We start from the raw sequence: 21,562 nt of genomic DNA, 5'->3' as shown, positions 1-21,562 counted from the left end.
AGACAAGCACACCCCCTTCACTATGGCGCGCGTTATTCTACGTGAAATCACGCTAAACGGCAGATCAAACCGAGTATCTTTGCGAATATTTTTTCACATTTGTGTCAAGTGGCTGTGAGGCGGCAAAAAATTCCCCCTGACCACCCGTGACACCGCACTGAGACAGCACCTGCCACTCACTGCGACTGCGAACGCCGGTTGCAAAAACCTGGACCGGCATGCCCTTACAGGCCTCCACCAGGCTCTGAACCAGCAGCTGGTTCTCACTGCGCTTTTCGATATTGCGCGACAGCCCCTGGTGCAGCTTAATCACTTCGACATCCAACTGCTTGATCCAACTGGTTCCAACCAGCGTTAATCCGGCCTGCACGACGGCGACACGAATACCCAGAGCATTGACCAGGCGCATTACCGGTTGTAAGCGGCCGATATATTGACAAACATCTGCCTCTGCAAGTTCAAAAATAATCCGTCGACGTTGCGATTTTTCACTCTGCATCAAGGTATCACGCAGCCAGCGCTGAAATCTCGGCCGGATCAATGACTCCACCGTCACCTGCAGCGCGAGGTTTTCCTCCGGCCAAAAACTTAAAAATGGCAGTAACCGCGTGATCTGCAGGCGGTCGTACTCTTCCGCCAGACCAAATTGTTGCACCATTGGCATATATTCTGCCGCGATCACCTCTTCCTTTCCGTCATACAACCGCGACATCAGTTCACGATGATGGACGCGTCCATCGCGGGTAACGGCCGGCTTCTGGTACAGTCGCGGCCCGCCGCGGCTGAGCATTTGTTCAATCAGCGTACGCCAGCGGACGTTACCGCGCCCTTTCTCCGGTAACGAGTCATCGTAGACGGCCCAGCTATTGCTGCCCTGTAGCACCGCATTGCGCGTCGCGGCCTCGGCGCGTTCCATCACCTGGGCCGTTGTCTGCCCGCTGCGGAAAGCGCAAAGACCGATGTGCATCATGTCATCGCGGTCAAGAATCCGCGTCGGCGGCAGCGCATCCACCGCTTTTAACAGCAACCCGGCGATGCTATCGGCCTCTTTTAAGGTACGGTGAGGAAGGAGTACGGCAAAATCACTGCGGTGGTAGCGCGCCAGCAGCGCCCCGGGATAGCGCATAATAAAAGTCGACAGCAGGTTGATGAGCGTGAAGTAGTGTTCTTCGGCAGCGGCTCGTCCCCAGTTATCACGTAGCAGATCGAACTCCGGCAGGCGAATCATCATCACGATACCGTGCGAACCCACTTTTTCCTGATCTTCCAGCAGAGTTGCCAGCTGATTATCAAAGAACAGACGATTATTCAGCCCGGTTTTCGAGTCTTGTGCAGCATAAGAACGAATCAGCGTATCCATACGACTACGCTGATCGCTGGCAAACTGCAGTTCGGAAAGCAGCATATCCAGCGCGCTGCTGGTGCTGGCCGGCCACTCATGTACCGACCCTCGAACCTGCGGCCCGCGTTCGCCGTTGAGGATTCGCGCAGCGCGCACCTCCAGCAGCTCCTGGCCTGCAAGCTGACGGCGAATCCAGCGTACGGAGAAAAAGATAACCAGAACCATCAGACCGATAGCTATCGATAAGGGCCCGGTGATGTGCAGCGAGCGGAAATAATTCACCATCGGGTCGAGGTAGACCACGTGAATCGTCATACCGGGATGTTTTAACGACGGTACCGTTATTTCACGATACTGATTCTTACTCCCCGGCGGACGATAGCTGTCGCTACGCGAGTGACCGTACACCGGCTTGCCGTTAAGCAGAAAATCGACCTGCACAATCTCCACCGGCGTCATCAACTCATCCATTTGCGGTTCGAGCTTATCGAAAGAGGATGAGATCAGGCGGTTATCCAGCATTGTCGCCACGGCCTGGACGCGATTCTCCATCTTCAGCTGGATACCGTTATAAAAACTCAGCGAAGCACCGATGAGCGTGACAAAGATGGTCAGGCTGGTAAGCAGCGTGACAAATGCTGAGAACTTCGTCGTTAATCGCATCCCTGTGTTAACTCCGCGAGTGAATGACCGCCCGATAGATTTTCAGGCTCGTGTACTGGCGCTTTACCTAAAGTAAGCACTAACTTTCTAAAGCGCGAGGCATACTATCAAAGCTGGCGTTTCTGGCAATTTATTGCGTTATATCGGCGTAATAATGTCGATAGCGAGTATAGTCTGCAGAAAAATTTTTCCAATCTTTGTACAAATAAGGACCCGCATATGCAGGCTTTAATATTAGAACAGCAGGATGGTAAAACAATCTCTTCGGTGCAAACCATCGACGCCGACCAGCTGCCGCCGGGCGATGTCACCGTCGATATTCACTGGTCGAGCCTTAACTATAAAGATGCGCTGGCGATCACCGGCAAGGGAAAAATCATCCGCAACTTTCCGATGATTCCTGGCATCGATTTCGCCGGTAGCGTTCACTCAAGCGAAGATCCGCGCTTCCACAGCGGCCAGAAAGTGCTGCTGACCGGCTGGGGCGTCGGTGAAAACCACTGGGGTGGTCTGGCCGAGCGTGCGCGCGTGAAAGGCGACTGGCTGGTCGCAATGCCGGAAGGTCTTGATGGCCGTAAAGCGATGGCGATCGGTACCGCCGGCTTCACCGCAATGCTGTGCGTCATGGCGTTGGAAGATGCCGGTATCCGTCCGCAGGATGGTGAAATCATTGTCACCGGCGCCAGCGGCGGCGTCGGCAGTACCGCCATTGCGCTGCTGCATCAGCTCGGCTATTCGGTCGTCGCAGTCTCTGGCCGCGAAAGCACCCATGAATATCTGAAAAGCCTCGGCGCGCAGCGCATTCTCGGTCGCGAAGAGTTTGCCGAAACCCGTCCGCTGGAAAAACAGCTGTGGGCTGGCGCGATCGATACCGTCGGGGACAAGGTGCTGGCGAAAGTGCTGGCGCAGATGAACTATGGCGGCTGCGTCGCCGCCTGTGGTCTGGCCGGAGGCTTTGCGCTGCCGACGACGGTAATGCCGTTTATTCTGCGCAATGTTCGCCTGCAGGGCGTCGATTCCGTCATGACGCCGCCCGCGCGTCGCGCTGAAGCCTGGCAACGTCTGGTGCGTGACCTGCCGGAATCCTTCTATTCAGCGAGCGCCACGGAAATTACCCTCGCAGAGGCCCCGGCATTCGCCGCTAAGATCATGAACAATCAGATCCAGGGGCGGACGCTGGTGAAGATCGCCTAATCTGCAATTTTTCGTGACATATTCGCGATAAATCGCCGCCTCCGTCATGCTTAGAAAAAAGCATGTCGGAGGATGTCATGAAACCTAAAAAACTCACGGAAGCCGATGTCACGGCAGAATCCGTATTTATGCTGCAGCGCCGCCAGGTGCTGAAGTCACTCGGGATCACCGCAACGGCCCTTTCTCTTTCCCCCACGGCGCGGGCCGATCTCCTGGACTGGTTTAAAGGTCACGACCGCCCGCCGGCCCCGGCAGGTAAAGCCCTGACGTTCAATAAACCCGCGGAGTGGCAAAGCTCGCTCACGCTGACGCCGGAAGATAAAGTCACCGGCTATAACAACTTCTATGAATTTGGTCTTGATAAAGCAGACCCCGCGGCCAATGCCGGCAGCCTGCGTACCGATCCCTGGACCCTCACGATTGGCGGAGAGGTGGCCAAACCGCTGACGCTCGATCATGACGATCTGACCCGGCGCTTTCCGCTAGAAGAGCGTATTTACCGGATGCGCTGCGTGGAAGCCTGGTCAATGGTGGTGCCCTGGGTCGGCTTCCCGCTACATAAACTGCTGGCGTTGGTTGAACCCACCAGCAACGCCCGTTTTGTCGCATTTAAAACCCTCTATGCACCGGATCAAATGCCGGGGCAAAAAGATCGCTTTATCGGCGGGGGACTGGCTTATCCTTATGTAGAAGGTCTGCGGCTGGATGAAGCCATGCACCCTCTGACGCTGCTAAGCGTCGGCGTTTACGGTAAAGCGCTGCCGCCGCAAAATGGCGCCCCTGTCCGGCTGACCGTCCCATGGAAATACGGTTTTAAAGGTATTAAATCCATCGTCAGTATCGAGCTGACGCGCGAGCAGCCCCCCACCACCTGGAATCTCGCCGGGCCGCAAGAATATGGCTTCTACGCTAACGTCAATCCGCACGTCGATCATCCGCGCTGGTCGCAGGCTACAGAGCGTGTTATCGGCTCTGGCGGCGTACTTGATGTTAAGCGCCAGCCGACGCTGTTGTTTAACGGCTATGCTGACGAGGTGGCATCGCTCTATCGGGGACTGAATCTGCGGGAGTATTACTAGTGCGTCTGAGCGTAAAACAGATTACCTGGCTGAAGGTGGTCCTCCATCTGGCCGGCCTCTTGCCCTTTATCTGGCTCTTCTGGGCCGGACAACAGGGCTACTTTAGCGCCGATCCGGCAAAAGATATCCAGCATTTTACCGGTAGGATGGCTCTTAAATTTTTGCTTGCGACCTTGCTCGTCTCACCGCTCGCGCGCTACGCTAAACAACCTTTGTTGATTCGTACCCGGCGTTTACTCGGGTTGTGGTGCTTTGCCTGGGCAACGCTGCATCTCACCAGCTACACGCTGCTGGAGTTAGGTATCAACAATCTGGCGCTGCTGGGTTCGGAGTTAGTCAGCAGACCTTACCTGACTTTGGGTTTTATCAGCTGGTTGATTTTGCTGGCGCTGGCCGCCACTTCAACACAAGCGCTGCAGAGAAAACTGGGTCGCCGATGGCAAACTTTGCACAACTTCGTCTATCTGGTGGCAATCCTTGCTCCCATTCACTACCTGTGGTCGGTGAAGATTTTATCCCCGCAGCCGGTGATTTATGCCGTGCTGGCCGCGTTGCTTTTAGCATGGCGTTACAAGAAGTTCCGTCAGTGGTGGCGATAATCATCGGATATGTGCAGTTTCCCGCAGATCTTTTATCAACCGCGATGCTTTGAACGATAGCGGTTGATAATCTTCCCTGATAAGACCAGTATTTAGCTGCCAAATGCTACGAAATCGTTATAATGTGCGACTTTGGTTTTCCTGACGGGGTTTTCGAGCCCTGAAAAGGTGACAAGCGCGCTTCGAAGGTATATTTTGTTTTTTACCCGAGAATGGCAGGAGATAGCCACACAATGGCTGACAAGTTTCGCATTTTGCTTTTAAACGGACCCAACCTTAACATGCTCGGCACCCGTGAGCCTGAGAAGTATGGCACCCTTAAGCTTTCTGAGATTGTTAACCGTCTGGAATCAGAAGCTTCGGCTCTGAACGTGGCGCTGGATCACCTGCAGTCCAATGCGGAGTTCGCGCTAATCGACCGAATTCATCAGGCTAAAGACACCGTGGACTATATCCTGATTAATCCGGCCGCGTTTACGCACACCAGCGTGGCTATCCGCGATGCATTGCTTGCGGTCAGTATCCCGTTTATCGAGATTCACCTGAGCAACGTACATGCACGCGAACCGTTCCGTCACCACTCCTATCTGTCGGATATCGCCTCGGGCGTCATCTGCGGACTCGGTGCGGACGGCTATTCATACGCTTTACAGACGGCGGTAAAACGCCTGTCACAATCACACTAAACAAAGAGTACGGAACCCACTCATGGATATTCGTAAGATTAAAAAGCTGATCGAGCTGGTTGAAGAATCAGGCATCTCCGAACTGGAAATTTCTGAAGGCGAAGAGTCTGTACGCATCAGCCGTGCCGCGCCAAATGCGGGCTACCCGGTCATGCAGCAGGCTTATGCCGCGCCGATGATGCAGGCTCAGGCACCGGTTGCAGCAGCACCGGCCGCCGCCGCTCAGGCAGACGCGCCGGCGAAAGCAGAAATCAGCGGTCACATCGTACGTTCCCCGATGGTCGGTACTTTCTACCGCACCCCGAGCCCGGACGCAAAAGCGTTCGTGGAAGTCGGTCAGAAAGTTAACGTGGGCGACACCCTGTGCATCGTAGAAGCGATGAAAATGATGAACCAGATCGAAGCCGATAAATCCGGCGTGGTGAAAGCCATTCTGATCGAAAGCGGCCAACCGGTAGAATTTGATGAGCCGCTGGTAGTCATCGAGTAACGAGGCGAACATGCTGGATAAAATTGTTATCGCTAACCGAGGCGAGATTGCACTGCGTATCCTGCGTGCCTGTAAAGAACTGGGCATCAAGACCGTCGCTGTGCACTCCACTGCGGATCGCGATCTAAAACACGTACTGTTAGCGGATGAGACGGTCTGTATTGGCCCGGCTCCGTCCGTAAAAAGCTATCTGAATATCCCGGCAATCATCAGCGCAGCGGAAATTACCGGCGCGGTGGCCATCCATCCGGGTTATGGCTTCCTGTCCGAAAACGCCAACTTTGCTGAGCAGGTTGAACGTTCAGGCTTCATCTTCATCGGCCCGAAAGCCGACACCATTCGTCTGATGGGCGATAAAGTGTCTGCGATCACCGCGATGAAGAAAGCGGGCGTACCGACCGTTCCGGGGTCTGACGGCCCGCTGGGCGACGATATGGATGCGAACCGCGCTCATGCAAAACGCATCGGCTATCCGGTTATCATCAAAGCCTCCGGCGGCGGCGGCGGACGCGGTATGCGCGTTGTACGCAGCGATGCTGAACTGGCCCAGTCCATCTCCATGACCAAAGCTGAAGCAAAAGCTGCATTCAGCAACGACATGGTATATATGGAAAAATACCTGGAAAATCCGCGTCACATCGAGATCCAGGTACTGGCTGACGGCCAGGGCAACGCTATCTATCTGGCGGAACGCGACTGCTCCATGCAGCGTCGTCACCAGAAAGTGGTCGAAGAAGCGCCGGCGCCGGGCATTACCCCGGAACTGCGTCGCTACATCGGCGAACGCTGCTCTAAAGCGTGTGTCGACATCGGCTATCGCGGCGCAGGCACCTTTGAGTTCCTGTTTGAAAACGGTGAGTTCTACTTCATTGAAATGAACACCCGTATTCAGGTTGAACATCCGGTCACCGAAATGATTACCGGCGTTGACCTGATCAAAGAACAGCTGCGTATCGCGGCTGGCCAGCCGCTGTCCATCAAGCAAGAAGAAGTCCAGGTTCGTGGCCATGCGGTGGAATGCCGTATCAACGCCGAAGACCCGAACACCTTCCTGCCGAGCCCAGGTAAAATTACCCGCTTCCACGCGCCAGGCGGTTTCGGCGTACGTTGGGAGTCTCATATCTACGCAGGCTACACCGTACCTCCGTACTATGACTCAATGATTGGTAAGCTGATTTGTTACGGCGAAAACCGTGATGTCGCGATTTCACGCATGAAAAATGCGCTGCAGGAGCTGATCATCGACGGCATCAAAACCAACGTCGATCTGCAGATCCGCATTATGAATGACGAGCATTTCCAGCATGGTGGAACCAACATCCACTATCTGGAGAAAAAACTCGGCTTACAGGAAAAATAATCCTGTATTCGCAGCAAAAGGCCGGATTATCCGGCCTTTTTTCTTTTTCTCTCCTCTTGCCAGCCCCTTAAGGTACAATCCCCGCTTTAAATTGACCCCGGGAGCCTTATGGACGCGCGTTTTGTTCAGGCCCACAAAGAAGCCCGCTGGGCGTTGTGGCTTACCCTCCTCTATCTTGCAGCATGGTTAGCAAGTGCTTACATTCCAGGTTCTCAGCAGGGCTTTACCGGCCTGCCGCGCTGGTTTGAAATGGCTTGTCTGCTGATCCCCCTGATTTTCATTCTGCTGTGCTGGGCGATGGTGAAGTTTATCTACCGCGATATTCCGCTGGAGGATGATGATGCAGCCTGAAGTGATCCTGCCGCTTATTGCCTACCTGCTGGTGGTGTTTGGCCTGTCGATTTATGCGATGCGCAAGCGTTCGACCGGGGCATTCCTCAACGAGTATTTTCTCGGCAGCCGTTCGATGGGCGGCTTCGTGCTGGCCATGACCCTGACGGCCACCTATATCAGCGCCAGTTCGTTCATTGGCGGCCCGGGCGCGGCATATAAATACGGGCTCGGATGGGTGCTGCTGGCGATGATCCAGCTGCCTGCCGTGTGGCTGTCGCTCGGGGTACTGGGGAAAAAATTCGCTATTCTGGCCCGCAGGTATAACGCGGTAACGCTCAACGATATGCTGTTCGCCCGCTATCAGAGCCGTCTGCTGGTATGGCTGGCGAGCCTCAGTCTGTTGGTTGCGTTTATCGGTGCGATGACCGTGCAGTTTATCGGCGGCGCACGACTGCTGGAAACCGCCGCAGGCATCCCTTACGAAACCGGTTTGCTGATTTTCGGTATCAGTATCGCGCTCTACACCGCTTTCGGCGGTTTCCGCGCCAGCGTATTGAATGATGCGATGCAGGGGCTGGTGATGCTGATAGGCACCATCGTGCTGCTCGTCGGTATCGTTCATGCTGCGGGTGGTCTGAACATGGCAGTGCAGACCTTGGAACATATCGATCCAAAGCTGGTGTCTCCCCAGGGAGCGGACGATATTCTGTCACCGACGTTTATGACCTCTTTCTGGGTTCTGGTCTGCTTTGGCGTTATCGGCCTGCCGCACACGGCAGTGCGCTGTATCTCCTATAAAGACAGCAAGGCGGTGCACCGCGGGATTATTCTCGGCACCATCGTGGTCGCTATCCTGATGTTTGGCATGCATCTCGCCGGTGCGCTGGGTCGCGCGGTGATCCCGGATCTGACCATCCCGGATCTGGTCATCCCTACGTTGATGGTGAAAGTACTGCCGCCGTTTGCCGCCGGGATCTTCCTTGCCGCGCCAATGGCGGCGATCATGTCGACAATCAACGCGCAGTTATTGCAGAGTTCCGCTACGATCATTAAGGATTTATACCTGAACCTGCACCCGGAACAGCTGAATAACGAGAAACGCCTGAAGCGGATGTCGGCGATGATCACGCTGATCCTCGGCGCGCTGCTGTTGCTGGCCGCATGGCGTCCGCCTGAGATGATCATCTGGCTGAACCTGCTCGCGTTTGGCGGGCTGGAAGCGGTCTTCCTGTGGCCACTGGTTCTGGGCCTGTACTGGGAGCGTGCCAACGCGGCAGGAGCCCTGAGCGCGATGATCGTCGGCGGCGTGCTGTATGCCGTGCTCGCCACCCTGAAAATTCAGTACCTGGGCTTTCATCCTATCGTGCCCTCGCTACTGCTAAGTTTGCTGGCTTTTGTGGTGGGCAACCGTTTTGGTCAGCCCGTTCCACCCGCCCCTGTTATGACTACTGACAAATAAAGAGTTTTGCTATGCCATGGATCCAACTGAAACTGAATACCACCGGCGCACATGCTGAAGACCTCAGCGACGCGCTAATGGAGGCCGGTGCGGTCTCCATCACCTTCCAGGATACCCACGATACGCCGGTATTCGAGCCGCTGCCGGGTGAAACTCGCCTGTGGGGAGACACCGACGTTATCGGCCTGTTCGATGCTGAAAGCGATATGCATGACGTGGTGGCTATCCTCGAGCAGCATCCGCTGCTGGGCGCCGGTTTCACACATAAAATCGAGCAGCTGGAAGATAAAGACTGGGAACGTGAATGGATGGATAATTTCCACCCAATGCGTTTCGGCGAGCGGCTGTGGATTTGCCCAAGCTGGCGTGAAGTACCGGATGCAAACGCGGTCAACGTGATGCTCGACCCGGGCCTGGCGTTTGGTACCGGCACGCACCCGACCACCTCGCTCTGCCTGCAATGGCTGGACGGACTGGATCTGACGGGCAAAACGATTATCGATTTTGGCTGTGGTTCGGGCATTCTGGCGATTGCGGCGCTGAAGCTGGGTGCCGCAAAAGCGATCGGTATTGATATCGACCCACAGGCAATTCAGGCCAGCCGTGATAACGCCGAGCGTAACGGTGTCTCCGATCGTCTGGAGCTCTATTTACCGCAGGATCAGCCAGAAGCGCTCAGCGCCGATGTGGTGGTCGCCAACATCCTGGCAGGGCCATTACGTGAGCTGGCCCCGTTAATCAGCGTGCTGCCCGTTTCAGGCGGTTTGCTGGGCCTTTCTGGTATTCTCGCCAGCCAGGCGGAAAGCGTCTGCGAAGCCTATACCGAACGCTTTGCCCTCGACCCGGTGGTGGAGAAAGAAGAGTGGTGCCGGATCACCGGCCGCAGAAAGTAACTCTGGAAAGCGGCCTGCGGGCCGCTTTTTTGTTTCCAGTAACCGCTGAATGACGTCAAGAAATGGGAGCCAGATCGCATTACGATGCGCTTTTTTGACTACAAAAACAGCGTTTTATGCCGTTAACAGTCCCATTTTTCTAAGAAAAATCGAGAAGTTTTGCGATTTTATAAATGGACACAAATTATCCACCATCGATTAAGATGATGATTAATAGGATAATTTATCCATCTCTTTTCTCCCGATGTGGGATTCATTGATCTGTGACAGAGGATTGCTCAAAGTTTGGCCTTTCATCTCGTGCAAAAAATGCGTAATATACGCCGCCTTGCAGTCACAGTATGGTCATTTCTTAACTCATGCGCATCGGACACTATCAGCTCAGAAATCGCCTGATCGCAGCGCCTATGGCTGGCATTACTGACAGACCATTCAGGACGCTGTGCTACGAGATGGGAGCAGGTTTAACCGTTTCCGAGATGATGTCCTCCAACCCGCAGGTTTGGGAGAGCGACAAATCCCGTTTACGGATGGTGCACGTGGATGAGCCCGGTATTCGTACCGTGCAAATCGCCGGTAGCGTACCGGAAGAGATGGCCGCAGCCGCCCGTATTAACGTGGAAAGCGGTGCCCAGATTATTGATATTAATATGGGGTGCCCGGCGAAAAAGGTGAATCGCAAGCTCGCAGGTTCAGCCCTCTTGCAGTATCCCGATCAGGTGAAGTTAATCCTGACGGCGGTCGTCAAGGCAGTGGACGTTCCCGTGACACTCAAGATTCGCACCGGTTGGGAGCCGGAACACCGTAACTGTGTAGAAATTGCCCAACTGGCTGAAGAGTGTGGCATTCAGGCTCTGACTATTCACGGACGCACCCGCGCCTGTTTGTTTAACGGAGACGCTGAATACGACAGTATTCGGGCAGTTAAGCAGAAAGTTTCCATTCCGATTATCGCGAATGGTGACATTACTGACCCGCTTAAAGCCAGAGCTGTGCTCGACTATACGGGGGCTGATGCCCTTATGATAGGCCGCGCAGCTCAGGGAAGACCCTGGATCTTTCGGGAAATCCAGCATTATCTGGACACTGGGGAGCTGCTGCCCCCGCTGCCATTGGCAGAGGTTAAGCGTTTGCTTTGCGCGCATGTTCGGGAATTGCATGACTTTTATGGCCAGGCAAAAGGGTACCGAATTGCACGTAAACACGTCTCCTGGTATCTACAGGAGCACGCCCCAAATGACCAGTTTCGGCGCACATTCAACGCCATAGAGGATGCCAGCGATCAGCTGGAGGCGTTGGAGGCATACTTCGAAAATTTTGCGTAAACAGAAATAAAGAGCTGACAGAACTATGTTCGAACAACGCGTAAATTCTGACGTACTGACCGTTTCTACCGTTAACTCTCAGGATCAGGTAACTCAAAAACCCCTGCGTGACTCGGTTAAACAGGCACTGAAGAACTATTTTGCTCAACTGAATGGTCAGGATGTGAATGACCTGTATGAGCTAGTACTGGCTGAAGTTGAACAGCCCCTGTTGGACATGGTGATGCAATACACCCGTGGTAACCAGACCCGTGCGGCCCTGATGATGGGCATCAACCGCGGTACTCTGCGTAAGAAACTGAAAAAATACGGCATGAACTGATACTAATCAGTTAATTGCTTGTTATAAAAGGCGCTCTTCGGCATGGGGAAGCGCCTTTTTATTATCTGACGTATTGAATTTCTCCGGCCGCCAGGCGGACATCGGTATTTCGCATCGCTGAAGTGCAGACCACTGATCAGCAGCCTGACTCTGCAATGCCACTTTGTCGAAGAGCGTGATATCAAATCCGGGCAGCCGTTTTATCAAATCACACCTGCCAGACCGTATACCCGAACATAATAGTCGATGAAGCGAAAGCAGAAGCCGCTGCACATCTCTCGCCTGTTGAGCATTAAGCGCTATCACAACTCAATATATCAGCCGGGAGAATGAGACTCCTGTTCCTGCCTGCTGATCATTATTGAACCCGCCAGGGCTACCAGTTTTAACTTTGCGCTTATCGTTCGGGTAACCCGACTCATCGCGCACTGACACCGTGCCGACAATCCACGTCCCGGTATCAATATCCGGACCCGCCAGTACGCATACCACCAAACGGGCTTGAGGGCACGTCGCATCTCCGGTGCGATATGCGCCTGGAACAGACTGGCTCCTCAGGTTGCGACAAAACCCTCTCTGATGCACCAGGAGCGCGCTGATGGCCTGCCGTTAAAGGAGATTCAGGTTGGTTCTGGCATCCTGTTGTGGTGGCTTCTGTGGCTGTATTCCAGGGGGGCGGCATTTGGCCCTGATGTTAAGTCACGGCCAGCAAGCGGGGTAGAAAATATTGCCAGCATAAGTAAGCACTCCGTTCACGCGCAGCGGTCGCTTCACACTTTTTTCGCCAGGCGGCAAATAGATGGATATGTTAAAAATCAATTTGTTATATTCTCGGCCGACGAATAATATGGCTCTCACTTCTCTTTCGTTATTTTATTCTGCATATTTTCCTCATCATTCCATCGCGATCTCCACGATATTTACGCTGAACATAAATTGATATTATTTCGGCCGCTGGCCTTGATATTACCGATGGTAAAATAGGCTATTCCGTCATATATCGACACCGGTACAACCCGACGGATTATTCAGAGGCCTACCATGAAAAAATTTATTTTAGTGACGCTGCTGACGACACTGCTCGCCGGCTGTGCCCATGACTCTCCCTGCGTACCGGTCTATGATTCTCAGGGGCGATTAGTCCATACTAATACCTGTATGAAAGGGACCACTCAGGATAACTGGGAGACAGCAGGCGCCATTGCAGGCGGTGCTGCAGCCGTTGCAGGCCTGACGCTGGGTATTGTGGCCCTGACCCGCTAAATTTTCATCTTAGCAGTATGCTGCACAATAAACGGCAGCTAAAACAAAGGGCCCAGTCGAAGACTGGGCCCTTTCTAGTTTAATAATCGTTCGTTTATCAGAATATTTGTGGCGACCATACGGGCCTGGCCGGGAGATATCCGGCTGCTTTACAGGGTGTACGCACGGTGCTGAAAATCAGAAAAGCAAAAAGGCCCAGTCTTTCGACTGAGCCTTTTGCTTTATTTGATGCCTGGCAATTCCCTACTCTCACATGGGGAGACCCCACACTACCATCGGCGCTACGGCGTTTCACTTCTGAGTTCGGCATGGGGTCAGGTGGGACCACCGCGCTCTCGTCGCCAGGCAAATTCTTTCTAAGTGCCAAACTTTAACCTAATAACTGGTGCTGATACCCAGAGTCGAACTGGGGACCTCACCCTTACCAAGGGTGCGCTCTACCAACTGAGCCATATCAGCACGCTAAATTTGATGCCTGGCAGTTCCCTACTCTCACATGGGGAGACCCCACACTACCATCGGCGCTACGGCGTTTCACTTCTGAGTTCGGCATGGGGTCAGGTGGGACCACCGCGCTATCGCCGCCAGGCAAATTCTGTTTTCACCCCGCATTCCTGCGCGATGATTTAATCTGTCATCAAGCTGAACATTCGTCTCTTCGCCAAAACAGCTTCGGCGTTGTAAGGTTAAGCCTCACGGTTCATTAGTATCGGTTAGCTCAACGTATCGCTACGCTTACACACCCGACCTATCAACGTCGTCGTCTTCAACGTTCCTTCAGGACTCTCAAGGAGTCAGGGAGAACTCATCTCGGGGCAAGTTTCGTGCTTAGATGCTTTCAGCACTTATCTTTTCCGCATTTAGCTACCGGGCAATGCCATTGGCATGACAACCCGAACACCAGTGATGCGTCCACTCCGGTCCTCTCGTACTAGGAGCAGCCCCCTCAATTCTCCAGCGCCCACGGCAGATAGGGACCGAACTGTCTCACGACGTTCTAAACCCAGCTCGCGTACCACTTTAAATGGCGAACAGCCATACCCTTGGGACCTACTTCAGCCCCAGGATGTGATGAGCCGACATCGAGGTGCCAAACACCGCCGTCGATATGAACTCTTGGGCGGTATCAGCCTGTTATCCCCGGAGTACCTTTTATCCGTTGAGCGATGGCCCTTCCATTCAGAACCACCGGATCACTATGACCTGCTTTCGCACCTGCTCGCGCCGTCACGCTCGCAGTCAAGCTAGCTTATGCCATTGCACTAACCTCCTGATGTCCGACCAGGATTAGCTAACCTTCGTGCTCCTCCGTTACTCTTTGGGAGGAGACCGCCCCAGTCAAACTACCCACCAGACACTGTCCGCAACCCGGATCACGGGTCTACGTTAGAACATCAAACATTAAAGGGTGGTATTTCAAGGTTGGCTCCATGCAGACTGGCGTCCACACTTCAAAGCCTCCCACCTATCCTACACATCAAGGCTCAATGTTCAGTGTCAAGCTATAGTAAAGGTTCACGGGGTCTTTCCGTCTTGCCGCGGGTACACTGCATCTTCACAGCGAGTTCAATTTCACTGAGTCTCGGGTGGAGACAGCCTGGCCATCATTACGCCATTCGTGCAGGTCGGAACTTACCCGACAAGGAATTTCGCTACCTTAGGACCGTTATAGTTACGGCCGCCGTTTACCGGGGCTTCGATCAAGAGCTTCTCCTTACGGATAACCCCATCAATTAACCTTCCGGCACCGGGCAGGCGTCACACCGTATACGTCCACTTTCGTGTTTGCACAGTGCTGTGTTTTTAATAAACAGTTGCAGCCAGCTGGTATCTTCGACTGATTTCGGCTCCATGAGCAAGTCACTTCACCTACCATCAGCGTGCCTTCTCCCGAAGTTACGGCACCATTTTGCCTAGTTCCTTCACCCGAGTTCTCTCAAGCGCCTTGGTATTCTCTACCTGACCACCTGTGTCGGTTTGGGGTACGATTCGTTGTTACCTGATGCTTAGAGGCTTTTCCTGGAAGCAGGGCATTTGTTACTTCAGCACCGTAGTGCCTCGTCATCACACCTCAGCGTTAAAAGAAGTCCGGATTTACCTAAACTTCCCGCCTACATGCTTAAACCGGGACAACCGTCGCCCGGCTAACATAGCCTTCTCCGTCCCCCTTCGCAGTAACACCGAGTACAGGAATATTAACCTGTTTCCCATCGACTACGCCTTTCGGCCTCGCCTTAGGGGTCGACTCACCCTGCCCCGATTAACGTTGGACAGGAACCCTTGGTCTTCCGGCGAGCGGGCTTTTCACCCGCTTTATCGTTACTTATGTCAGCATTCGCACTTCTGATACCTCCAGCAACCCTCACAGGCCACCTTCAACGGCTTACAGAACGCTCCCCTACCCAACAACACATAGTGTCGCTGCCGCAGCTTCGGTGCATGGTTTAGCCCCGTTACATCTTCCGCGCAGGCCGACTCGACCAGTGAGCTATTACGCTTTCTTTAAATGATGGCTGCTTCTAAGCCAACATCCTGGCTGTCTGTGCCTTCCCACATCGTTTCCCACTTAACCATGACTTTGGGACCTTAGCTGGCGGTCTGGGTTGTTTCCCTCTTCACGACGGACGTTAGCACCCGCCGTGTGTCTCCCGTGATAACATTCTTCGGTATTCGTAGTTTGCATCGGGTTGGTAAGTCGGGATGACCCCCTAGCCGAAACAGTGCTCTACCCCCGAAGATGAATTCACGAGGCGCTACCTAAATAGCTTTCGGGGAGAACCAGCTATCTCCCGGTTTGATTGGCCTTTCACCCCCAGCCACAAGTCATCCGCTAATTTTTCAACATTAGTCGGTTCGGTCCTCCAGTTAGTGTTACCCAACCTTCAACCTGCCCATGGCTAGATCACCGGGTTTCGGGTCTATACCCTGCAACTTAACGCCCAGTTAAGACTCGGTTTCCCTGCGGCTCCCCTATACGGTTAACCTTGCTACAGAATATAAGTCGCTGACCCATTATACAAAAGGTACGCAGTCACCTAACAAGTAGGCTCCCACTGCTTGTACGTACACGGTTTCAGGTTCTTTTTCACTCCCCTCGCCGGGGTTCTTTTCGCCTTTCCCTCACGGTACTGGTTCACTATCGGTCAGTCAGGAGTATTTAGCCTTGGAGGATGGTCCCCCCATATTCAGACAGGATACCACGTGTCCCGCCCTACTCTTCGAGTTCACAACGTGTGCATTTTAGTGTACGGGGCTATCACCCTGTACCGCCGGACTTTCCAGACCGTTCCACTAACACACGCGCTGATTCAGACTCTGGGCTCCTCCCCGTTCGCTCGCCGCTACTGGGGGAATCTCGGTTGATTTCTTTTCCTCGGGGTACTTAGATGTTTCAGTTCCCCCGGTTCGCTTCGTTAAGCTATGTATTCACTTAACGATAGTGTGACGAATCACACTGGGTTTCCCCATTCGGAAATCGCCGGTTATAACGGTTCATATCACCTTACCGACGCTTATCGCAGATTAGCACGTCCTTCATCGCCTCTGACTGCCAGGGCATCCACCGTGTACGCTTAGTCGCTTAACCTCACAACCCGAAACTGTTTCGTAAAACAGTCCGCGTTGCGAAAATTTGAGAGACTCGAACACACCGCTTTTCCTCTCTTATTACGGAGAAAGGAAACAGTGTGTCGTTTCAATTTTCAGCTTGATCCAGATTTTTAAAGAGCAAAATTTCACAATGCACTTCTCAGTACATTTTGAAATTTATCATTCATCAGACAATCTGTGTGAGCACTACAAAGGCAGGTTCTTTCAGGTAAGGAGGTGATCCAACCGCAGGTTCCCCTACGGTTACCTTGTTACGACTTCACCCCAGTCATGAATCACAAAGTGGTAAGCGCCCTCCCGAAGGTTAAGCTACCTACTTCTTTTGCAACCCACTCCCATGGTGTGACGGGCGGTGTGTACAAGGCCCGGGAACGTATTCACCGTAGCATTCTGATCTACGATTACTAGCGATTCCGACTTCATGGAGTCGAGTTGCAGACTCCAATCCGGACTACGACATACTTTATGAGGTCCGCTTGCTCTCGCGAGGTCGCTTCTCTTTGTATATGCCATTGTAGCACGTGTGTAGCCCTACTCGTAAGGGCCATGATGACTTGACGTCATCCCCACCTTCCTCCAGTTTATCACTGGCAGTCTCCTTTGAGTTCCCGACCGAATCGCTGGCAACAAAGGATAAGGGTTGCGCTCGTTGCGGGACTTAACCCAACATTTCACAACACGAGCTGACGACAGCCATGCAGCACCTGTCTCAGAGTTCCCGAAGGCACCAAAGCATCTCTGCTAAGTTCTCTGGATGTCAAGAGTAGGTAAGGTTCTTCGCGTTGCATCGAATTAAACCACATGCTCCACCGCTTGTGCGGGCCCCCGTCAATTCATTTGAGTTTTAACCTTGCGGCCGTACTCCCCAGGCGGTCGACTTAACGCGTTAGCTCCGGAAGCCACTCCTCAAGGGAACAACCTCCAAGTCGACATCGTTTACAGCGTGGACTACCAGGGTATCTAATCCTGTTTGCTCCCCACGCTTTCGCACCTGAGCGTCAGTCTTTGTCCAGGGGCCGCCTTCGCCACCGGTATTCCTCCAGATCTCTACGCATTTCACCGCTACACCTGGAATTCTACCCCCTCTACAAGACTCAAGCCTGCCAGTTTCAAATGCAGTTCCCAGGTTGAGCCCGGGGATTTCACATCTGACTTAACAGACCGCCTGCGTGCGCTTTACGCCCAGTAATTCCGATTAACGCTTGCACCCTCCGTATTACCGCGGCTGCTGGCACGGAGTTAGCCGGTGCTTCTTCTGCGAGTAACGTCAATCGCCAAGGTTATTAACCTTAACGCCTTCCTCCTCGCTGAAAGTACTTTACAACCCGAAGGCCTTCTTCATACACGCGGCATGGCTGCATCAGGCTTGCGCCCATTGTGCAATATTCCCCACTGCTGCCTCCCGTAGGAGTCTGGACCGTGTCTCAGTTCCAGTGTGGCTGGTCATCCTCTCAGACCAGCTAGGGATCGTCGCCTAGGTGAGCCATTACCCCACCTACTAGCTAATCCCATCTGGGCACATCTGATGGCATGAGGCCCGAAGGTCCCCCACTTTGGTCTTGCGACGTTATGCGGTATTAGCTACCGTTTCCAGTAGTTATCCCTCTCCATCAGGCAGTTTCCCAGACATTACTCACCCGTCCGCCGCTCGTCACCCGAGAGCAAGCTCTCTGTGCTACCGCTCGACTTGCATGTGTTAGGCCTGCCGCCAGCGTTCAATCTGAGCCATGATCAAACTCTTCAATTTAAGTTTGATGCTCGTGAATTAAACTTCGTAATGAATTACGTGTTCACTCAGAGACTTGGTATTCATTTTTCGTCCGAGGACGTTAAGAATCCATGTCACTTTGAGTGCCCACACAGATTGTCTGATAAATTGTTAAAGAGCAGTGCGACGGCGCTGAGCGCTCTGTCGCGAGGTGGCGTATATTACGCTTTCCTCTTTCAGAGTCAACCCTGAATTTCAGAATTTTTTCTCTGCCGACCCGGCTTACTCTGTGAACTCGTTCACATGTGCCGTGTCAGTGGGAGCGCATTATAGGGATCCCATTTTATTGCACAAGTCTTTTATCGATCTTTTTTTCCAAGTGATGTTTTTTCGCCCTTTTCGCGGCGTTATTGTTCAGATTGCTCAATTTTCACCACAATAAGGGGTTGCAGGTGGCAGCAAAAGCCACCAAAGTCTTCGTACAACCCAGGTTTATTGAGGTAACCATGTCCGCTAATTTACGTCCTTATAAAGATTTATTCCCACAAACCGGCCAGCGAGTGATGATCGATGCCACCAGCGTAGCGATCGGCGATGTCCGAATGGCCGATGATGTCAGCATCTGGCCGCTGGTCGCTATTCGCGGAGATGTTAACTACGTGGCAATCGGTGCCCGCACTAACATTCAGGACGGTAGCGTGCTGCATGTCACCCACAAATCCTCCTCTAACCCTGAGGGGAATCCGCTGATCATTGGCGAAGAGGTCACCGTCGGTCACAAGGTCATGCTGCACGGTTGTACTATTGGCAATCGGGTGCTGGTTGGCATGGGTTCGATTTTACTGGATGGCGTTGTGGTAGAAGACGATGTGATGATTGGCGCCGGTAGCCTGGTCCCGCAAAACAAACGGCTGGAAAGCGGCTATCTCTATTTTGGCAACCCGGTGAAACAAATCCGCCCCCTGACGGAGGCGGAGCGGGCAGGTCTGCTCTATTCAGCAAACAACTATGTGAAATGGAAAAACGATTATCTGGATCAGGAGACCCACACCCAGCCCTGATCATCTTCCTGCTGGTCGCGGATCAATGCTTCAGCTTCTTCTTCCAGATCCCAGCGATGGAGACAAAACGCGGCCAGCCACTGCTCAGGAGTATCACCGCCGAAGCGCTGCTGTAACGTTGCGCCTCTGATTGCACAGGTGAGCTGCATACCATTAACCAGCGCGGGAAAGGTGACACACTGCCGGTCGGCCTCCCACTCTTCTCTGTCAGGAAACTGAATCGCCTGATTCACGTATTCAGTTCCTTATGCAAAGCCTGAATAACCGGCGTAATCTCTGGCAGGACCCCATGCCAGAGCAGAAATGCGTGGGCGGCCTGCGCCACCAGCATACCCAGCCCATCGGCACACATTTTCGCACCATGACTCTGGCACCAGTGTAAAAACGGTGTGCAGCCCTTCTGATAAAACATGTCATAACAATAGACGTGCGTATCGATTAAGGACGCGGGAACTGCCGGCACATCACCGCTGATACCGCTGGAAGTTGCATTAATAATGAGATCGAACTCATGCCCAGCCAGCGATTCCATCTCAAGCGCGCATACACTACCGGTATGCGCAAAGAGCGTCGCCAGCTCCTGCGCGCGGGAATAAGTCCGGTTGACGATAGTGACAGCGCAATCCAGTGATAGCAGGGGTAACAAGACCCCCCGCGATGCGCCGCCGGCCCCAATAAGCAATACCCGATAGCCCGGTTTAATGAACTCCAGCCGCTCCAGATCGCTCAGCAGTCCAATCCCGTCGGTGTTGTCCCCCAACAAACGCCCATCATCCAGCCTCTTTAGGGTATTCACCGCCCCCGCCAGAGCCGCGCGCTCAGTCAGTTCATCCGCTCGGGCAAATGCTTCTTCCTTGAACGGAACGGTAACGTTAGCGCCCTTTCCCCCTTCGGCGAAGAAGGTATCCAGGGTATGGATAAAATCGTCCAGCGGCGCCAGAACCCGCCCATACGGATGTACAATCTGCAGCTGTTGCGCAAAGCGCTGGTGAATAGAGGGGGACTTACTGTGGGCGATCGGATTTCCGAAGACAGCGTAGGTTTGCATAAATTACCCCTGGCGAAAGAGTTCGCCCGTCAGGGCATCGCGAATTTCAGACGGATTCTGACGCCCCCCCGTTGCACCATCGACAACCGGGAAACTGGCGCCAAACTGAGCCAGAACTTCAGCCGTGGTGCGGCAAGGCGGCTGACCGGATAAATTCGCGCTAGTTGAAACCAGCGGTTTGCCATAGGCCTCACACAATTCGACCACCAGCGGATGATCGCTGACGCGTACCGCCAGGGAATCGAAGCGCCCGGTCAGCCAGCGTGGCGTTGTGGCACGAGCCGGAAAGACAAAAGTGACCGGCCCCGGCCAGCAGGAGAAGATCGCCGCTCGCTGTGTATCATTAAGCTGCGAATCATCAATATAAGGTATCAGCTGTTCGTAGCTGGCCGCGATCAGGATGAGCCCCTTCTCAACGGGGCGTTGTTTAAGCGCCAGCAGGCGCATGACCGCCGCTTCGCTGTCAGGATCGCAACCTACGCCAAAAACGGCTTCTGTTGGATAGGCGATGACATGTTCGTTATGCAGTACCGTCACGGCATGGGCGACGGTTTCTGAGTGCAGGTTCTTATTCACTGATTTGTTCCGCCGGGATCGGCTTTCCACATTGTTTACTGGCACAAAAGCGTCTGACGCCCTGCGCCGTTTTCTTTTCGATTAATAGCGGATAGTGGCATTCAGGGCATTCACCCGCTACCGGTTTGAAGTTGATAACGAACTGGCAATCGGGGTAACGATCGCAGGAATGAAAGGTTTTGCCGAAACGAGAACGGCGCTGAACCAGCTGCCCTTGCCCACACTGCGGGCAGGAAATTGCTGTTTCGTCAGGCTTATCAATAGTTTCAGTATGCTCACATTCCGGATAACGGCTGCAACCAATAAACATACCGAAGCGCCCCTGGCGCAACACCATAACGGCACCGCAAGACGGACACTCCTGCCCCTCCAGTACCTTTACGATATGTCCGTCCGCCTGATTTTTCAGCGGACGGACATAGTCACAGTCCGGATAGTGCGAGCAGCCGAGAAACGGCCCGTGTTTCCCGGAGCGGATTACCAGTTCAGCCCCGCACTGTGGGCAGGGCTCATTTTTACGCACCGAAAACAGTGCTGATTTGGTCATAACAA

Annotated in this window: 18 protein-coding genes, 1 tRNA gene and 4 rRNA genes; 13 read left to right on the top strand and 10 right to left on the bottom strand. The window is 53.7% G+C overall.

What is annotated here, in order from left to right; translation table 11 throughout:
* Positions 1-64: 64 nt before the first annotated feature.
* The gene (gene csrD, locus OQV00_RS02450; protein ID WP_004868284.1) at positions 65-2,005 is read right to left on the bottom strand and encodes an RNase E specificity factor CsrD; all 1,941 of its coding nucleotides are present in this window, start codon (positions 2,003-2,005) and stop codon (positions 65-67) included.
* A gap of 219 nt (positions 2,006-2,224) precedes the next feature.
* On the opposite strand from csrD, the gene acuI reads away from it, so the two are divergent.
* From acuI to OQV00_RS02390, 12 genes are all read left to right on the top strand, one after another.
* Entirely contained in the window at positions 2,225-3,199 is a 975-nt protein-coding gene (gene acuI / locus OQV00_RS02445; RefSeq protein WP_004868287.1) for an acrylyl-CoA reductase (NADPH), read from the top strand.
* A 77-nt stretch (positions 3,200-3,276) separates the two neighbouring features.
* Complete coding sequence (gene msrP / locus OQV00_RS02440; RefSeq protein ID WP_004868291.1) at positions 3,277-4,278, top strand: protein-methionine-sulfoxide reductase catalytic subunit MsrP; 1,002 nt, start codon at positions 3,277-3,279, stop codon at positions 4,276-4,278.
* Complete coding sequence (gene msrQ / locus OQV00_RS02435; protein WP_015585637.1) at positions 4,278-4,877, top strand: protein-methionine-sulfoxide reductase heme-binding subunit MsrQ; 600 nt, start codon at positions 4,278-4,280, stop codon at positions 4,875-4,877. The genes msrP and msrQ overlap by 1 nt, the downstream gene beginning before the upstream one ends.
* Before the next feature lie 233 nt (positions 4,878-5,110).
* Positions 5,111-5,563, top strand: coding sequence for a type II 3-dehydroquinate dehydratase (gene aroQ, locus OQV00_RS02430; protein ID WP_004868300.1), 453 nt, complete (start codon positions 5,111-5,113; stop codon positions 5,561-5,563).
* Positions 5,564-5,585: 22 nt separating this feature from the next.
* A complete protein-coding gene (accB, locus tag OQV00_RS02425) occupies positions 5,586-6,053 on the top strand; it encodes an acetyl-CoA carboxylase biotin carboxyl carrier protein (protein WP_004868302.1) in 468 nt (155 codons plus the stop codon).
* A 10-nt stretch (positions 6,054-6,063) separates the two neighbouring features.
* Positions 6,064-7,413: an acetyl-CoA carboxylase biotin carboxylase subunit gene (gene accC, locus OQV00_RS02420; RefSeq protein WP_004868303.1), complete on the top strand. Its 1,350-nt coding sequence runs from the start codon at positions 6,064-6,066 to the stop codon at positions 7,411-7,413.
* A 108-nt stretch (positions 7,414-7,521) separates the two neighbouring features.
* Positions 7,522-7,764: a YhdT family protein gene (locus tag OQV00_RS02415; protein ID WP_004868304.1), complete on the top strand. Its 243-nt coding sequence runs from the start codon at positions 7,522-7,524 to the stop codon at positions 7,762-7,764.
* Positions 7,754-9,205: a sodium/pantothenate symporter gene (gene panF / locus OQV00_RS02410; RefSeq protein WP_004868305.1), complete on the top strand. Its 1,452-nt coding sequence runs from the start codon at positions 7,754-7,756 to the stop codon at positions 9,203-9,205. The genes OQV00_RS02415 and panF overlap by 11 nt, the downstream gene beginning before the upstream one ends.
* An 11-nt stretch (positions 9,206-9,216) precedes the next feature.
* Entirely contained in the window at positions 9,217-10,098 is an 882-nt protein-coding gene (prmA, locus tag OQV00_RS02405; protein ID WP_004868307.1) for a 50S ribosomal protein L11 methyltransferase, read from the top strand.
* Between the two features lie 359 nt (positions 10,099-10,457).
* Complete coding sequence (gene dusB / locus OQV00_RS02400) at positions 10,458-11,423, top strand: tRNA dihydrouridine synthase DusB (protein ID WP_004868308.1); 966 nt, start codon at positions 10,458-10,460, stop codon at positions 11,421-11,423.
* Positions 11,424-11,448: 25 nt separating this feature from the next.
* Positions 11,449-11,745 (top strand): DNA-binding transcriptional regulator Fis, encoded by a 297-nt coding sequence (gene fis, locus OQV00_RS02395; protein WP_000462905.1) that lies wholly within the window; start codon positions 11,449-11,451, stop codon positions 11,743-11,745.
* A gap of 1,041 nt (positions 11,746-12,786) precedes the next feature.
* Positions 12,787-13,008 (top strand): lipoprotein, encoded by a 222-nt coding sequence (locus OQV00_RS02390; protein WP_004868310.1) that lies wholly within the window; start codon positions 12,787-12,789, stop codon positions 13,006-13,008.
* A gap of 230 nt (positions 13,009-13,238) precedes the next feature.
* Here the strand turns inward: OQV00_RS02390 and rrf (OQV00_RS02385) are convergent.
* The 5 genes from rrf (OQV00_RS02385) to OQV00_RS02365 all read right to left on the bottom strand — a co-directional run bounded on the left by rrf (OQV00_RS02385) (position 13,239) and on the right by OQV00_RS02365 (position 18,364).
* Positions 13,239-13,354, bottom strand: a 5S ribosomal RNA gene (rrf, locus tag OQV00_RS02385).
* A 37-nt stretch (positions 13,355-13,391) separates the two neighbouring features.
* Positions 13,392-13,467: transfer RNA gene (locus OQV00_RS02380), tRNA-Thr, on the bottom strand.
* A 14-nt stretch (positions 13,468-13,481) separates the two neighbouring features.
* Positions 13,482-13,597: ribosomal RNA gene (rrf, locus tag OQV00_RS02375) — 5S ribosomal RNA — on the bottom strand.
* A 93-nt stretch (positions 13,598-13,690) separates the two neighbouring features.
* A 23S ribosomal RNA gene (locus OQV00_RS02370) occupies positions 13,691-16,594 on the bottom strand.
* A 232-nt stretch (positions 16,595-16,826) separates the two neighbouring features.
* A 16S ribosomal RNA gene (locus tag OQV00_RS02365) occupies positions 16,827-18,364 on the bottom strand.
* The 16S, 23S and 5S rRNA genes sit together here with 1 tRNA gene alongside, the layout of an rRNA operon.
* Before the next feature lie 467 nt (positions 18,365-18,831).
* On the opposite strand from OQV00_RS02365, the gene OQV00_RS02360 reads away from it, so the two are divergent.
* Positions 18,832-19,386 carry a gamma carbonic anhydrase family protein gene (locus tag OQV00_RS02360; RefSeq protein WP_004868312.1) on the top strand — a complete coding sequence of 185 codons (555 nt, stop codon included), beginning with the start codon at positions 18,832-18,834 and terminating at the stop codon, positions 19,384-19,386.
* Here the strand turns inward: OQV00_RS02360 and OQV00_RS02355 are convergent.
* Genes OQV00_RS02355 through OQV00_RS02340 form a run of 4 tightly spaced genes read right to left on the bottom strand, consistent with a single transcriptional unit; the run spans position 19,362 to position 21,557 of the window.
* Complete coding sequence (locus OQV00_RS02355) at positions 19,362-19,619, bottom strand: DUF1488 family protein (protein WP_104896042.1); 258 nt, start codon at positions 19,617-19,619, stop codon at positions 19,362-19,364. The two genes, OQV00_RS02360 and OQV00_RS02355, sit on opposite strands and share 25 nt — an antisense overlap.
* A complete protein-coding gene (gene aroE, locus OQV00_RS02350; RefSeq protein WP_104896041.1) occupies positions 19,616-20,434 on the bottom strand; it encodes a shikimate dehydrogenase in 819 nt (272 codons plus the stop codon). Before aroE ends, OQV00_RS02355 begins: the two co-directional genes overlap by 4 nt.
* A 3-nt stretch (positions 20,435-20,437) precedes the next feature.
* Positions 20,438-21,010 carry an L-threonylcarbamoyladenylate synthase type 1 TsaC gene (gene tsaC / locus OQV00_RS02345; RefSeq protein ID WP_004868318.1) on the bottom strand — a complete coding sequence of 191 codons (573 nt, stop codon included), beginning with the start codon at positions 21,008-21,010 and terminating at the stop codon, positions 20,438-20,440.
* Entirely contained in the window at positions 21,003-21,557 is a 555-nt protein-coding gene (locus tag OQV00_RS02340; RefSeq protein ID WP_004868321.1) for a DNA topoisomerase family protein, read from the bottom strand. The genes tsaC and OQV00_RS02340 overlap by 8 nt, the downstream gene beginning before the upstream one ends.
* Between the last annotated feature and the right edge of the window lie 5 nt (positions 21,558-21,562).

This window comes from Klebsiella sp. DY2415 (assembly GCF_026314315.1).
GTDB lineage: Bacteria > Pseudomonadota > Gammaproteobacteria > Enterobacterales > Enterobacteriaceae > Klebsiella > Klebsiella ornithinolytica.
This window is presented reverse-complemented; position numbering and strand designations above follow the sequence as displayed.

Excerpts from the sequence above, each read along its gene's own strand:
- csrD (WP_004868284.1), bottom strand. The coding sequence starts at position 2,005 with ATGCGATTAACGACGAAGTTCTCAGCATTTGTCACGCTGCTTACCAGC.
- acuI (WP_004868287.1), top strand. The coding sequence starts at position 2,225 with ATGCAGGCTTTAATATTAGAACAGCAGGATGGTAAAACAATCTCTTCG.
- msrP (WP_004868291.1), top strand. The coding sequence starts at position 3,277 with ATGAAACCTAAAAAACTCACGGAAGCCGATGTCACGGCAGAATCCGTA.
- aroQ (WP_004868300.1), top strand. The coding sequence starts at position 5,111 with ATGGCTGACAAGTTTCGCATTTTGCTTTTAAACGGACCCAACCTTAAC.
- accB (WP_004868302.1), top strand. The coding sequence starts at position 5,586 with ATGGATATTCGTAAGATTAAAAAGCTGATCGAGCTGGTTGAAGAATCA.
- accC (WP_004868303.1), top strand. The coding sequence starts at position 6,064 with ATGCTGGATAAAATTGTTATCGCTAACCGAGGCGAGATTGCACTGCGT.
- OQV00_RS02415 (WP_004868304.1), top strand. The coding sequence starts at position 7,522 with ATGGACGCGCGTTTTGTTCAGGCCCACAAAGAAGCCCGCTGGGCGTTG.
- panF (WP_004868305.1), top strand. The coding sequence starts at position 7,754 with ATGCAGCCTGAAGTGATCCTGCCGCTTATTGCCTACCTGCTGGTGGTG.
- prmA (WP_004868307.1), top strand. The coding sequence starts at position 9,217 with ATGCCATGGATCCAACTGAAACTGAATACCACCGGCGCACATGCTGAA.
- dusB (WP_004868308.1), top strand. The coding sequence starts at position 10,458 with ATGCGCATCGGACACTATCAGCTCAGAAATCGCCTGATCGCAGCGCCT.
- fis (WP_000462905.1), top strand. The coding sequence starts at position 11,449 with ATGTTCGAACAACGCGTAAATTCTGACGTACTGACCGTTTCTACCGTT.
- OQV00_RS02390 (WP_004868310.1), top strand. The coding sequence starts at position 12,787 with ATGAAAAAATTTATTTTAGTGACGCTGCTGACGACACTGCTCGCCGGC.
- OQV00_RS02360 (WP_004868312.1), top strand. The coding sequence starts at position 18,832 with ATGTCCGCTAATTTACGTCCTTATAAAGATTTATTCCCACAAACCGGC.
- aroE (WP_104896041.1), bottom strand. The coding sequence starts at position 20,434 with ATGCAAACCTACGCTGTCTTCGGAAATCCGATCGCCCACAGTAAGTCC.
- OQV00_RS02340 (WP_004868321.1), bottom strand. The coding sequence starts at position 21,557 with ATGACCAAATCAGCACTGTTTTCGGTGCGTAAAAATGAGCCCTGCCCA.